The 13,993-nt window shown below is 68.5% G+C and carries 8 protein-coding genes and 1 pseudogene; 6 read left to right on the forward strand and 3 right to left on the reverse strand.

The genetic code is table 11. From position 1 onward, the window contains the following. The first annotated feature begins 204 nt into the window (after positions 1 to 204). A complete protein-coding gene (locus M8H82_RS36685) occupies positions 205 to 1,419 on the forward strand; it encodes a hypothetical protein (protein WP_308293300.1) in 1,215 nt (404 codons plus the stop codon). Positions 1,420 to 1,426: 7 nt separating this feature from the next. Here M8H82_RS36685 and M8H82_RS34295 read toward each other — a convergent pair whose 3' ends face one another. Next, positions 1,427 to 2,266, reverse strand: a complete 840-nt coding sequence (locus M8H82_RS34295; protein ID WP_250079282.1) for an NAD(P)-dependent oxidoreductase — start codon at positions 2,264 to 2,266, stop codon at positions 1,427 to 1,429. 4 nt (positions 2,267 to 2,270) lie between these two features. Then, entirely contained in the window at positions 2,271 to 2,918 is a 648-nt protein-coding gene (locus M8H82_RS34300) for an HAD family hydrolase (RefSeq protein ID WP_250079283.1), read from the reverse strand. A 923-nt stretch (positions 2,919 to 3,841) separates the two neighbouring features. Here M8H82_RS34300 and M8H82_RS34305 point away from each other — a divergent pair. From M8H82_RS34305 to M8H82_RS34320, 4 genes are all read left to right on the forward strand, one after another. Then, on the forward strand, positions 3,842 to 6,463 hold the full coding sequence (locus tag M8H82_RS34305) for a hypothetical protein (RefSeq protein WP_250079284.1): 2,622 nt from the start codon (positions 3,842 to 3,844) through the stop codon (positions 6,461 to 6,463). A 97-nt stretch (positions 6,464 to 6,560) separates the two neighbouring features. Then, positions 6,561 to 7,538 carry a DUF6083 domain-containing protein gene (locus M8H82_RS34310; protein WP_250079285.1) on the forward strand — a complete coding sequence of 326 codons (978 nt, stop codon included), beginning with the start codon at positions 6,561 to 6,563 and terminating at the stop codon, positions 7,536 to 7,538. 95 nt (positions 7,539 to 7,633) lie between these two features. Further along, the gene (locus M8H82_RS34315; RefSeq protein ID WP_250079287.1) at positions 7,634 to 8,344 is read left to right on the forward strand and encodes a hypothetical protein; all 711 of its coding nucleotides are present in this window, start codon (positions 7,634 to 7,636) and stop codon (positions 8,342 to 8,344) included. A gap of 598 nt (positions 8,345 to 8,942) precedes the next feature. Then, the gene (locus M8H82_RS34320; RefSeq protein WP_250079289.1) at positions 8,943 to 10,556 is read left to right on the forward strand and encodes a hypothetical protein; all 1,614 of its coding nucleotides are present in this window, start codon (positions 8,943 to 8,945) and stop codon (positions 10,554 to 10,556) included. Positions 10,557 to 11,362: 806 nt separating this feature from the next. Here M8H82_RS34320 and M8H82_RS34325 read toward each other — a convergent pair. Further along, positions 11,363 to 12,334, reverse strand: a complete 972-nt coding sequence (locus M8H82_RS34325; protein WP_250079291.1) for an ATP/GTP-binding protein — start codon at positions 12,332 to 12,334, stop codon at positions 11,363 to 11,365. Between the two features lie 439 nt (positions 12,335 to 12,773). Between M8H82_RS34325 and M8H82_RS34330 the strand changes: the two are divergent. After that, positions 12,774 to 13,924 (forward strand): annotated as a pseudogene (locus M8H82_RS34330) (transcriptional regulator); the annotation flags it as partial. Between the last annotated feature and the right edge of the window lie 69 nt (positions 13,925 to 13,993).

A 13,993-nucleotide genomic window follows, 5' to 3' on the forward strand; every position in this document is an offset into this window, starting at 1 on the left:
GTCCGGCGGTGGCCCTAGCTGACCAGACCCGGTAGGCGATGGAGATGTACTGCCGAACCGACAGCCCGTCAGCTGTGACCTCGAGGAGGTGATGAAGTGTCCCGCCAAGCACCAGACGCTGGACCTACTGCCGTCTATCGGCTTTGGGACGCGCAGGGCATCCTGCTCTACATCGGTTTGTCACATTCCCCGCGAGCGCGATACGTGCAGCACGAAGCAGACAAACGCTGGTGGCCGCGGGTGCAGCACCGGGCTGAGACCTGGTACGGCACTCGAGAGGAAGCCGAAGCCGCTGAGCGAGCTGCGATTGGTAGCGAGGACCCGCTGTACAACCGTACGGACGAGAACGGGGCCAATCGGGCACCGCAGGGCGAGCAGAATCCTAACGCCCGAGCTAAAGCCTCGCGAGCAGCGCTCTCAGCACTCGAGGCAGACTTCCGAGCCGGAAGATTCCACCGGCACCGCTTCCTGCCGACGCCAGTTGAACTCGGCAGACGGTACGGCAGCGCCGCCCGCGATGTCCTCGCAGCGCTCAATGACCTAGAGCGCAAGGGCCTAGTAAAGCGGGTGAGCTCCAACCGGTACGTGCCCACTCAACCGGGCAAGCCGGTCGAGGAGACTGCACGCGGACTCATGTTGCAGGAGGTCATGACGAGCCTCGGACCAGGGCCCTTCAGCAGGAAGGACATCCGGGCGCTTACCGGCCGCTCAAGCTTCGTTGTTGACCTATACGTCACTGACCTCGTTGCTGAAGGCAGATTGAAGGTGGTGAATCGCCCCACGTCCGCGCCTGGGAAGCGGGGTGCGACACACTATGTCGTCCCCGCTCACGAGCTGGCGGCTGCTGGCGCGGCTCAGCCCAAGGGAGTCGTCCTGTACGGGCCACCAGCGTCGGGCAAGGACACCGTCACCACGGCGCTCGCGGAGTTGAGCCCCCGGTATGCGCAGTTCGCTCGGCTGAAGGTCGGGACGGGCAAGTCGGCCGGCTACCGGATGGGCACAGCGGAGCAGCTGCGCGAGCTGGATGCCGCGGGCTCCGTCATCTACGCGAACAGCCGCTACGGCAACACGTACGTCATTGACGCGCCTGGCCTGGACGCGGCGTTCGAGGCCGGGGTGCCTGTGGTGCACCTCGGACAGATCGACGGCATCCGTGCGGTGGTTGACGGCTATCCGGCCGACTGGTCGCTGGTGCTGCTGTGGTGCCCGCGTGAGATCACTGAGCAGCGCTCGGCGGGGCGCGGCGACAGCGACACCACGGCGCGCCTGGCGGCGTGGGACGCGACCCGCGAGGACCTGGACGCGCACCCGGGCATGGTCTGGGACCTAACCGTGGACACCACGGCGTCGGCCCCGCATGACGCGGCACGGCTCATCGACCACCTCCTGGCGCAGCGGGCGGGAGCGGCGACGGCATGAGTGGGGGCTACGGCTGGGCGAGTCGGTCCAGGGCGTCGGTGAGCGTGAGCTCGCTGTCGTCCTTGGCGTCGTTCCACCGTGTCAGCGTGGATGCGGCCGCGCGCAGCATTTCCGGGGGAAGTCCGGCGGCCGCGAGGGCGTCGGCGGCTTCCTCCAGTTCCGGGCCCCACCGCCAGGCGCGGGCTGCGGTTTTGGCGACGTACTGCGGCTCGGTCAGGTACGAGTCGTTACGTTTCGAGGCGACCTCGATAAGCTCTTGGTCGACGCCGTGCTCGCGCGCCATACCGACCGCGAGCGCCACCAGCACCCGCGACGTTTTCTGGAAGCTGGCGTACGCCAGCTTCAGCGCGGACGCCTTGCCGATTTCGGCGCCCAGGACTGCCGTTCGGACGGCGGTGCTGGCGAACAGCGCCTCGATGCGCTCGGTCGCGGCGGCGGGGCCGGCCAGGTACAACGTGGGCGTCTTGCCGCCGATCGGTGGGGAGCCGACGACGCCGCCGTCCACAACGGTCGCGCCGTGTTCGAGTAGCGCGGCGATCCGCTTCGTTCGCTCGGGGTTGATGGCGTTCGCCTCCACGTATACGCCGGCGAAGTGGTGCCCGGCGACGTCGCGGGCCAGGTCTTCGGCCGCAGCTGGCGGGCAGAGGCTGATGACGATGTCGCTGCGGTTGAGCAGCTCGGCCAGCGTGGCCACGGGTGTCAGCCCGAACTGGGCGGCGCGCTCCACGGATGCGGTGCTGCGCCCGGTCTCGCACCATAGGACGGCGGTCGCGTTGGTCGCGGCGCAGGCGGCGACTGCGGCGCCCATGCTGCCGGGGTGGAGGATGCCGACGGTCGGCTGGTCCACGGTGTTACTCCGTCTCGTTGAGCAGGATGGTGATGGCGTCGGTGACGTCGTCGACGACGTGGTGAGCGGCGGGGAGTTCGTCGGGCCAGGGTCGGCCTCGCAGCCAGATGGTGTGCAGGCCGGCTTGGTGGCCGCCGCCGATGTCTCCGGTCGGGTTGTCGCCGACCATCCAGCCGCCGTCCGTGAGGCTGACGCCGCAGCGGGTGGCCGCGAGTTCGAAGAGGCGCCGGTCCGGCTTGCGGATCTCGAGGTCGCCCGAGGCGGCGACGCCGTCGAACAGGTCGGCGAGACCGGTCCTGGCGAGTTTGGCGCGCTGGATGTCGCCGGCCCCGTTGGTGATGACGCCGATCGTCCATGCGGCAGCGCGCAGGCGGGCCAGGCCCTCGAGGACCTCGGGGCGGCAGGTGACGGCGGACGCCATAAGGTCGACGTACTCCTGCCACAAGTCGGCAGCTGTGTCGGGCAGATCGAAGGTGGCGCGCAGTTCGGCGAAGTCGCTCTCGTTCGCCCGGTCCGCCAGTTGATCGCGCAGCCACTGTTCGTGCGTAGGACTGAAGTTGTGTCGGTGGCACAGGTCGCTGATCGCATCGCGGACCGCCGATTGGCGATCGATGAGCGTGCCGTCCAGGTCGAAGTAGGCGAGTCGGGTCACGGGCAGGAACCGTACCGCGCACCGGATGTCGCTGGCCGTCGTTGCGTGCCAAAGGGCGAGCGCTGCGAGAAGGCTTCCTGTGCGACGGGGTTCGCGATTAGGCGTGTGCAAACGGCGCTTGGTTGGGGATCAGACTGCCCTGGTCTCATGGGAACTGACGGCCTTGTCAGGGCGTTATCTCCCGTGGGAGTGCTGCGCCCTTCGCACAGTGCGTGTTTGACGGTTCAACAGCAAACATTTGGGCCCGCGACACGGGGTGCTCCTGGGGTCCGCAGCAGGAGACCGGGGGAGTATCGTGTCCTCGAGCTTGATCAAAAGAAAATGGCCCCCACGACCTTGAGCAAGTCGAGGGGGCGGGCCGCCGGACCTTGTAGGAGGGGTCCGTGGCCTGCCGACCACCCGTTTCAGCGAGTCCAGGTGATCGACGTGTATCAGGGTACCCGCACCCTGCCTCAGACACACCGCACCCCTGCTTTTGAGGGGGCGGTCATGACGTAGGTCTCTGGGGGCGGCGCCTGCATCGCAGGGCTTCTGGCCGCCCCGGGTCTGGCTTCTGGTGATTGCCGTCACCAACTCCAGCGCCCCTCTGCTCTCCGTGAGGTTGCCGCCTCTTGGAGGAGCTGCTCGCCCCGGTGCCAGCCGGCTGCGAGCGGTTCGAACTCGGTTCTCGCCAGAACCAAAGCACCCACCTTCACAGGAGGGGCTTTGTCGTACCTACCTTCAGAGAAGGAGGACGTCGTCATTCTGCACGACTGCTTGGGCTTTCGCCAGCCCGCTTATGCCTGTTTCACCCCTGTTTGGGGTCTCATGACGTCCCGTCTTAACGGATTTCACTGCCGCGTTCATCCCGTTTGTGTGGATCTGAAACGGGGCAGGGTTCTCGCGGCCACCACTGGCGGTTGCCGACTGGCCGGGGTGTCCGCGTGAGCGCCGCGGCGGCCGCGATGCTGCCGGAGCGGGCGGATGACGACGTGGTCGGCGTTCCGGTCATTCCCGCGCAGCGAGGCACGCTGCAGTCGGTGCCGGCCTGCGAGCAACCGGGTGATGGCGGTCTGGACGACCCGCTGCGCCTCGGTCGGCCGATGCGGCTGCGGCTGCGTGACGCGGTGCAGGCGCTGTTGGCTGACCCTTCGATCTCCGGACTGAAAGATGCGCCGAAGCTGGCGGCGGTAGTGCTCTTCGCCAAGTCGCGGGCGCGCAGGGGCGAGAAGAACGACCTGCAGACGTCGATCTGGGCTGCGGAGCTCGGTCGTTGGCTGGGGGTGGGTGAGTCGACTGTCCACCACAAGGTGCTGCCGCCGCTGCGCGGTTCGGGAACGCTGCGCAGCCGGGTGGTAAGGGACGCGAAGGGACACCCGACCGGGCTGGACTGCCTGCTCATGCCGCTGTGGAACGCTCACCACGGTGGGGGAGTGGGGCATCCGTTGGCGTTGTCGAAGGCGGAGCTGGCGACGCTGTTGCGCCTCATCGAGGCCCTGTTCGGGCCGGGGTGGGCGCCGGAGGGCAAGGAGCCGACGCCGCCGGGGCTGCTGGCCAGCCGTACGGGCAAGGGGGCGGCGACCGACCGGCTCGGGCTGCTTTTGATGGTGCTGAACTCGAGGGCGTCGGGCTGGCTGCAGCTGTGCGGCGGCTCGGTGAAGAAGCGTGAGGGGCGGGGGGCGGCGACGCTGGCCCGCCTGCTGGGCTGCTCGCCGTCCGGGGCGCGGAAAGTCTTGGTGCGGCTGACGGAGGCTGGTGTCGTGGCGCGGCAGCGTGAGGCGACAGTGACGCGGATGAATGGGCGTGGCCGGGTGTTGCTGCTGCCGGTGGCCCGCGCGTACGGCCGCGCCGTGACTCCTGTGGAGTCTGGTCAGGGTGCCAAAGCGGTGCCTTCGCAGCGTCCCGATGGTGCAGTCGGAGATCTTGCTCCGGTCCGCGTTGCCGAAGTCCTTGGCACACCTGGGCTCCGGGGTGGTGGGGTGGCTTTGGAGGCGGTGGATCAGGAGCGTCCCGATGGTGCAGAGCTCCACACAGACCACGCTTCTGTGGCTACTCCCGTAAGTCCTCTGCAGCCTTCTTGTGGCTTTTCCGGCGAAGGCCGTGGTGGTGAAGGCCATCGGCCGGAACGCGTGTGCGTGCGCGAGGATCAGGCCGCCGATGGCGAGTCCGCCGTTGTCGAGTCGGTGCGGCCGGTCGCTGAGGATGGCCCGCTGCGCGGGGGAAAGCCGAAGGAGTCCCCGGTCGATGAGCGAAATGGGCAGCGTGCCGCCGGGGTTCTCGCCGGTGGCCGGCTGAAGGCCGCGAGTTGGGCAAAGGCGCAGCGGCAGCGGAGGGCAGGCCTTCCTGACGATCTTGGTCTGTGGGTGGCTCTGGGACCGGTCTCCGGGCTGTGGGAGCGGCTATCGGGTTGGCAGCAGGACCAGGTGGCGGCGACTGCCAAGGCGGAGATGAAGCGGCTGGCCGGCATTCTGGAGCAGCCGGAGGCGGCGGCGCGGCTGCTGGCTGACCGGCTCACCGACCGGCTGGCGGAGACCGGCGGTGAGGCCCTGGTCGACCGCCCGTATCCGTGGCTGATCCGCCGTGGCCTGGTGCAGCGTCAGGCGTGCTCGGACCTCCGGTGCGATGACGGGATCCGGCTGGACACCGGTGGGGAGTGCGAGAACTGCGGCAACGTGCTTCACCTCCGGCGTGCCCGGCGGGCGAAGATCGCGGCGCAGATCGACCGGGAGCTGCCCGGTCTCGCCGATGGCGAGCGGCGTCGGGTCCTCGAGGAGCGGTTGCGTGAGCAGGCGGCCATCGAGGCGGAGGACCTCATGTGGCGGCGTGAGAAGGCCCGCGCGGAGCAGAACCGCCGGGATGCGGCCTGTGCGGCTGCCCAGGAGCGGGCGGAGCGTGAGCGTGAGGCCGCGGCCGCCGCCGACGCGGTGCGCCAGGCCCTGCCGTGCGAGGACTGCGGGCGGGACCAGGCGGCCGGGCTGTGCGAGGCATGCAGCTACCGCCGACAGACCTCAGACCTGCTGCAGCAGGCTGCGTGGATGGAGGCAGCCTGGACCTGCGTGAATCCTTCCCGGCCGCAGTTGGAAGCCGCCTCGCGGCAAATGCTGGGCAGACTGCGTGAGGAAGCAGACCGGGCCGGGCAGCACCTCCTAGCGGTTCTGGGCAGCAGCTACGGCGAGGACCCGCATGCCGCGCAGGCCAGCGCCGCGTACGCCGTGAGGGACCGAGCCCGTGAATTGGCTGACGAAGCCCAGCGCACCGCGCTGGCCGCTCTCGCGCAATCGGTGGAAGCGGCCGCCGAGGCCGAGCGGGCCTGGCAGGCCGAGAAGGCCCGCCGCCCCTACGACTTCTATCTGACCGGCCCTCAAGCCGACGCCCCCGCAGCCGAGGCAGCCCTTCAGGCACGCCACCGCACTGCCCGGCACCTGCTGGACAGCCGCCTGCACCTCCTGCAAGACACCCCAGCCGCAGAGGCCAAGCAAGTTGTCAAACAGGGGGGTTGGAGGGATCGGCTGCAGCGGTTGGCCGTCCGCCCCCTGCCCGACGACATCCAGGCTTCCTGCGGATGAATGCCGGTGCACCAAGTTCGCTGCCGTCGGCGGCCCGCACCGCTACGATCGTCCACCGGGCCGGTACGGCCGCGAGTGTGGTTCTCCGGGGAGCCCGATGACACGCAACCTGCACCTGCACCGCTCGAACTACAGCAAGCTGCTGCGGCGAGACGGTTCCACACGCTGCAAGTTTTGCGGAACGCCGATCGAGTTCTTCGACCGGTACGACGGCACCCGGATTCCGCTGACCCCCGAGTTTCCCTCCCGTGCCATCCCGGAACGGATGCGCTGGTACCTCCACCGCGGCGTCGCCTACCCGGGAAGCGACGGGCAGTACTGCCGGATGCCGCATCCCGCGGTGTGCCCGGCAGTGAAGCATGCGGACCTGCCCGACAAGGTCGCTGAGATTGTGAAAGTCCTCGCGGTCCGCATGCGGCAGGCCATCGAGTCGGGCGAGTTCACGCCCTACGACGAGGCTGCAACTGAAACCGACGTAGAGAGCCCCGAACCGGAGGAAGCAGAAGACATCCGCCACATCGTGGCGTACCACGGGACCCTCCGCATCGGCCCCTGCGCCATCGAAGACCTCCAGTGCATCGCGGTCGACTTCCGCACCGGCGAACGCTGTGACAACGGCGTGTACGACGTGGATGAGGGGGAGTGGCAGCAGGTCGACATCGACACCACCCATGTGGCCGGACGGGCAGGCCAGATGGTCCTGGACCGGACTCAGGGACGGGTCTGGGCCTGGCACGTGAACGACTGGCAGATCGCCCGACGCTGGTGGACCCAGCGCTGCCCGGAGCACATCAACTCCACCCAGCCCGACGCTGTCGACAACGAGTTCGTCCCCTTCCACCCCGTGCGGCACGACGACTACATCCTCGACAGCCGGCCCCTGGGCTACGAGAGGCAGAAGACCGAAGAAGTGATCGTGGTGCATGACGGACCTAGAGGCGGCCGCACCCGATGCGCCACATGCACGAACTCCACGGTGGCTACCGTCCCTGAGGGGTGGTTGTGCTGGCAGTGCGAGAAGGCGGCCCGTCGGCGTACACGCGTGCACCGGCGCTGGACCGGGCAAGGCCCCTGAAGCACCCCAGCCCTCGCCCGCCACGGAACCGCCCGTGCCACCCGCTCAAGTCACATCAACGAAGGCAGCCCGCCGCCGACAGAAGGACATCGACGATGCCCGAGCAGCCAGCCGAACGCAATGCGGCTTATCCGTTACCGGCGCCACGCGCACCCATCCCTACACCATGGCCCCAGCTCACTGCCGCCCTGGACTTGGTCTTCCGGCACAAAGCCGGTCTCATCACCCAGGACGGCACGGCGGAAGCGCGTGCGGGACAAGACATCGCGCTGCACTGCGCCGCATACGGCATCAACACACTGCTCTTCACAACCACCCCACCCGCGACCGCACCACCCGCTCTCGCCATCGAAACGCGAGAACACCCCACCCCGGACTACATCAACAACCGTCTGCTCTCCCCTGCCCGAGGCCAGCAGCCGCAGCTCGTCGTCATCGAACGCTACGAACGGCTACGGCCTGACCCCCGACACATCCCGGCGCAGTACGACCCCATCGATGATCTCGACTACGAGCCGCCGACCGCCGCCGAAGACCTCCTGCAGTCCGTACGCGACATCCGCATCGAGGTGCCCCTGCTCCTCACAACAACCGTCTCCCCGCAGCCGCAGATGACGGACCCCCTGGACAGGTGGCTGCACCATGACCACCCCGCTGTCACCCTGACCGACGTCTGCAAGCCGGTGCTCCTGGTCCACCGCACCGCAGACCAGACCGTTGAAGGGCGCTTGGAGATCAATCCGCAGGGCGCCAGTGGTACGCGCCTCACCATCGAATGGCCGGCGACGCAGGCCGCCCCCAAATAAGCAGACCCGCATCATCGCGGCCGCCAACCAGTCGGCAGTCGCACGGTCGTCCGCACCCTGCGGATCCTGGCGCCCGGCACGGTGCCGCTGCCCGAGCCAGCCGACTCCGATCCCGAGCCGGCTGCCGCACCCTCCGAGCCGCCCCATACACGGGAGACCGCCTCGGATGGCTGCCGCCGCGCGCTCGCCGCGCACCAGGAGGCGGCGCCGCCGCCGTCGCGGGTGGACCCGCACATCGCGTAAGCGGTGGAGCGACAGACCGCTGCGATGCGGGAACTGTCCCGCCGCGCGTTCTCCAAGCCCGACGTCGTGTCGGACGATGCGTCCGCTTCGATCGAGCCTGTCCGTGCCGAGCGCCGTCGTCAGGCCGACGTCTCCCGCGCCGCGGCCCTGCGCCGGGCCCGCGCGGAGAGGGCCGGAACGCTGTCCAGCAAAGACGTGCCCCAGTCGTTGGGTAGAACGGCATGACCAGCAGAACGGAGACGGATATGACGGATCAGGTGGCGGCATCGCCCTCGCGTATTAGTCCCTCTGGCTGGTGAACGACCCTGGTGACACGATGAGTTGACACAATAAGCGAGACGCGAAGGGAGCGTTTGTGCAGGCTGACAGGCGGCGGATCCAGACGGCGGTGCTGAGTACTGCGGAGTCGGAAGAGCCGCTGATGCTGCCGATGGAGGCCATCGAGCTGGACGTGTTCCGCCACCGCTACGAGGGCGAGACCTTCTGGTGCGGGACTTTGCTCGGTGGCTGCGGTGGTCAGTTGACCACGAAGTTGTACACGGACCGCGCCTGTCATTTCGCCCATCACCCGGCTCCGGACGGACTGCCGCACGATTGCGGGCGCCGCGCCCGCGGCGTGAACAGCGCGGATCACCTGTACGTGCGGTCGGCGGCCGCGGCCTGGCTCGCCGGCCATGGCGAGCAGGCGAGCTTCGAGTACACCGGCTCGGCCGGGGCGCCGCTCGGCTCGGTCGTCGACATCCGCTGGCCGCGCGGCGCGCTGCGTGTGCACCTGGACCGGGTGGTGGCGCCGGTGTGGGACGACGGCCTGGAGCCGGTGCTCGGCCTGGGCGTTCCGGTCGACCGGGACACGCTGATCCGGCGTTGGTACGTGCACCGGATCCGCCTGGACAGCGAGGACACGAGCAGGCGGGTGCGGATCGGCACCGAGGCCTTCGCGCGGCCCACCGAGTGGTTCGCCCTGGAGGAGTGCGAGGTGACGGAGCGCGGGCTGTCGACGCCAGCGGTCCAGCGAATCATCCAGGCGCGCAGCGCGGCGGCACCCGTGAAGTGGACGCCGGGGCAGAGCACGGACTCGGCACAGGACACCCGGGCTCGGGAGCTGCTGCGCAAACTGCTCTACGCCCGCCGAACCGAGTCCATCACCTTGGCTGAATCGGTATGCCGCGAAATACCAGAGATCGCCGGCGTGAGCCCGCGGCTGCAGGAGCAGCTGGATGCCGCCCTGCGCTCCGGCCTCCTGTGGATCGAGAAGGAAGTCGGGGCCCGCAGGGCGCTGTTCGCCAGCCTGGAACAGGCGGTGGCCGAGAAGCGCGCCGGGAAGGTCAAGAAGCTCTTGCGGCATGCCAAGGCGGCCGCCAAAGGTGCCTGTTCCGAGGAGGAGGGCCGCGTGATCGACGCGGCTGACAGCTGCCTCACCGCGATTGCGGCGGCCAGGAGCCAGCGCCTGAACACTCTCCTCGAGGACCTTGACCAACTTCCCCCCGACCCGGACCCGGACGTATTGCGGATCAAGGTCCGTGAGCTGCTTCGGGCAGCGAGCGAGGCCGGCAAGATCGGGCAGCATCGTCAGGCAAGGGTCAAGGCCTGGAGGGAGCGGGTACGTCGCACCGCAGGCCCTCTCCAGCCCGGACAAGAGAAGCGGCTTCCGCTCCTCCATCGGCAAGTTACCCGCAAGAGGTGGCTGGAGAGTCGCTGCCCGCGCTGCGGGGCGAACAGCGGCCAGCAATGCGCCGTCGACACCATGCCCGGTGAGATGCGGCGGGTGCCGCATGACGAGCGGCTGCAGCCGATCATCGACGAACGCAGGGAACAGCAACGGTCGCGGCGGCCGTGGCGGGTGTACGAGGTGACCTGCCCCGACTGCGGCCAGGAACCCAAGCAGCGGTGCACCACGCTGAGCGGCCCGCACCGCTCACGGGTCGAACTGGCCAAGGAATACACCCGATTGAACAAGGCTCACTCGTAGCCAAGCCGGATGCCGAGTGCGCTCTGCCCGCCGGATCCCACCAGGCGCGGCGGGACATCCTCAACCGTCATATCGAGGGTCGCGGCCGCCGGCACCGGTAGGCGGCTCGCAGGCAGTGGGCGGCTGGCTGGAGGGCGTGGCCTGGCCGGCTGCAGCACGCTGGGGCGGCTGTGCTGCTCGTCCCACTCCCGGATGACCGCGCGCAGCATGACGGCGAACTCGGAATCGGTGTTGCGGGCCGGATGCTGCGCAGGTACGCCTCGGCCCCTTGGATGAGGCCGGATCGAGGGTGGGCCTGCACCAGGGCGCGGTAAGTGCCGCGCTCGAGGTGATGGCTCCAGGAGTCGACGTCGACCTGGCCCTCGGGCGGCGACGTGTCCGTCGACGAAGCCGCCCTCGGAGGTGGTGCAGCAGCAGTTCCAGCTGCGGTCGACGACGCACCGCTCGCAGGCGAGGGTGCCGCGCATGTCCGGGTAGCGGCGCTGCCACTCGCCATCGAGGGCGATGACGTCCCCAGCGAGCGGGATGTTCTTGGCACATAGGCAGCACCTGATGCGGAACGCGACGGACACGGTGGAGCTCCCCATCAGCTCGTAGGCCGGCCCCGGTTCTGCAACGTCACCATGCCGCACTCGGTCCTTCGGGAAGACGGGCCTGCAACAGGCGGCGCAACGCCGGGCTGCAACCCACCCCCTGTTGCAGCTCTGAACTGCACGAACAGTGACCTCTCGCAGTGAAGGTTGAGCATTCTCAGCGAACATTGCGGCCTCGACTGCCCTCCCAGAACTCTGGCCAAACGAAAGCGCTCAGTCACATGTTGCCGGTGTCATTTCGCGGGCCAACAGCCAAAGCGTCTCAAAGAACTCCTGGCGGTCTGCGATGATCTTCCGGGCTTGGTCGCCGCCGTCCAGAGACCAGCGGTCCAGCAGGGGGTCGTTGCCGATGACGTCCAGGAGAGAGGCCCTGGCCGTATCCGACCCTGGCGGGTCGGGGGCGGCTGCGGGTTCAGGGTCGGGGCGCAGCACCAGCTTGTAGTTGGACCCCTCGTACACCACGTCGCTGTTAATGAAGTAGAGCCTGCGCGAGGGTGACATGTGCAGCACGCGGAACTCGACCGTGAGGGTTCCCTGCCCGGCTACGGCCATCCGCCCTATGTGGGCCCTCAGACCACGCTCGTGCTCCACGACCATGCGCCTCAGGTGTTCACGAAACCGCGGAGCGTCGGAGGCCTTGCCGTCGGCGTCCACCTGGCCCGGGATCTCGATCTTCTTGGTGAAATCCGGTACCAGAACCCGCAGATGCACTCTACGCAAGGGGTCCCTGCTCAGCCTCTGCAGAATGCTCTTAACCCCCAAGGTGAACGTCTCGCCGGTGAACCCCATCGCCGCCAACTGCACGGTTCCCCCGGCTTCGAGCGTCTGGCGGACCTCGTCTTGCACCGCGCTGAGCACGACCCGAGGACGCAGCACCGCGTTCAGCCGCTGCAATTCCTCTTCGAGCTGGCGCACCGCACCGGTCATGGCCTGCGCTGTCTCCTGCTGGATCGTGTGCGCCACGTTAAGGCGCTGCACCTCGCTGTAGAGCACGTAGCTCACCGCAGTGAGTAGTGCGCCGCCCAGGTAGACCTTGCCCTGCAAGGCGTCACCGACGGGCTTCACAAACTGCGCGACCAGTCCTAAGGCGAAGACGGCGGCGAGAACAATCTTTGTGACGGTGGACTCCGCGCGCCCCCATATGCCGGCCAGCCTCTCGCTCCAGGACGGCCTCACATCCGACACAGTTTCCCCCGGCGAGCCACTGATCTCGGTTTCCTACGTCCATGGTGCCCGCCGAATCTGCGGATGCCCCCAGGGGCGTCAGAAGCTGTTCCCGGGTCCGACACGACAACTGCGCGTGGGCTACTCCCGTGGGCGGCTACCACGCTCATGATCCGCCGCCGAACCGAGGCGGTCCGTCCGGTTGTCATGCCCGCACGTCGAGCCCAGCGTGCTGGATCAGCATGCCGCGCGGCCTGCGTGGGGCCAAGATCCATTGGCAGAGCATGCCCGAAAGATCGCTAAGTGGGGCCGAATCCCGCTGCCAAGCGGTCAATTCCCGTTGTCGAAGCCAAGCACTCAATGTTCGGTGAGAATGCTCAACCTTCGCTGCGAGAGGTCAAACAGTCGTTGTACGGCTTACCCGCCCGCGTGTTGCACTCCAACTCTATGAGCGATTCATACCCGCGCCGAGAGGGACCCGGCCACCGGCGAGTTCAAGCCCGCGTTCATCGACGACGCGATCACCGCCAAGTACGACGTCGTGCCGTGTGAGGTGCCGGACGAGCACCCGATCCTGAAGACGCGGGGTTCGCCCGCCACCACATCCGTACTCCGGCAGAGATGCTGATGGAGGACCCGTACGACTGGTGCCGGCCGCTGACGGATGAGGAGTGCGCCAACCCGTACCTGGTGGTCGTCGACATCAACATGTCGTTCGCCGCGGCCGCGAACGGGCTCACGGTCGGGTTGAACGGGCCGACCCACCTGACCGGCAACCCGAAGTTCGACCCGGCGCTGCCCGGCTCATGGCTGGTCGACCTCTCCCATGTGGACCTGTCCCGTGTCCGCATCAACGGCCGCACCGTCGACGGCGACCGGCTCCCCTCGCCGTTCACGCCGACCGGCGAGCGCCCGACCGGCCCGGCCTGGTACGCCACGCCCACCGTCGCCTACGCGGTGGAACTCGGCTTCGACGTCGCGCCGATCGAGGCGTACGTGCGCACCCAGACCGGCCGCTACCTCGACTCCTGGTACAAGCGGCTGCGCGACGAGTACGTGGCAACGATGGCCGACATGGGCGTCACCACCGACCTCGCCGGCCAGGAGTTCCTGGACGCGATGGCACGGCGCAAGCAGATCGACCCCACGATGGCGCTGCTGGAGACCGCGATCAAGGCGACGGCGAAGGGCGCGATCGGCAAGCTGCGCCAGCGCAGCCGGGGCCAGGTGCCGTACTACGAGCCCTATCCGGCGCTGAACCGGGAGACGTGGCGCCCCGACATCCGGGCCGCCGTGCTGGCCAGCCAGCGGACCGGCCTGCACCGCAAGCTGATGAAGACGGCGGCCGCCGCCGACCTGTACCCGGTCGCGATCGGCACCGACGCCATCGTCTACCCCTCGTCCGGCCCATCGCCGCTGGACGTCCTGCCGCAGACGCCCGAGGGCAAGCCGGTGCCGGGCGGCTTCCGGCTCGGGGTCTCGCCCGGGATGGTCAAGCACCAGGGCACCCAGACCGTCCTGTGGGCGGAGCAGCAGTTCGAAGAGCACGGCGGCGTGTTCAACATCGCCAACCTCATCAAGACCGACCAGACGGCCGGGGAAGGGGAGTAGCCCACGATGGTGGAATCGATCGGGGACAGCCTGGACCGCGCCCTGGAGTCGGCATTCACCCGCCGCCCC

Source organism: Streptomyces sp. YS415, from assembly GCF_023544665.1.
GTDB lineage: Bacteria > Actinomycetota > Actinomycetes > Streptomycetales > Streptomycetaceae > Streptomyces.

Coding starts and splice junctions, on each gene's coding strand:
- M8H82_RS34310 (WP_250079285.1), top strand. CDS start 6,561: ATGACACGCAACCTGCACCTGCACCGCTCGAACTACAGCAAGCTGCTG.
- M8H82_RS34315 (WP_250079287.1), top strand. CDS start 7,634: ATGCCCGAGCAGCCAGCCGAACGCAATGCGGCTTATCCGTTACCGGCG.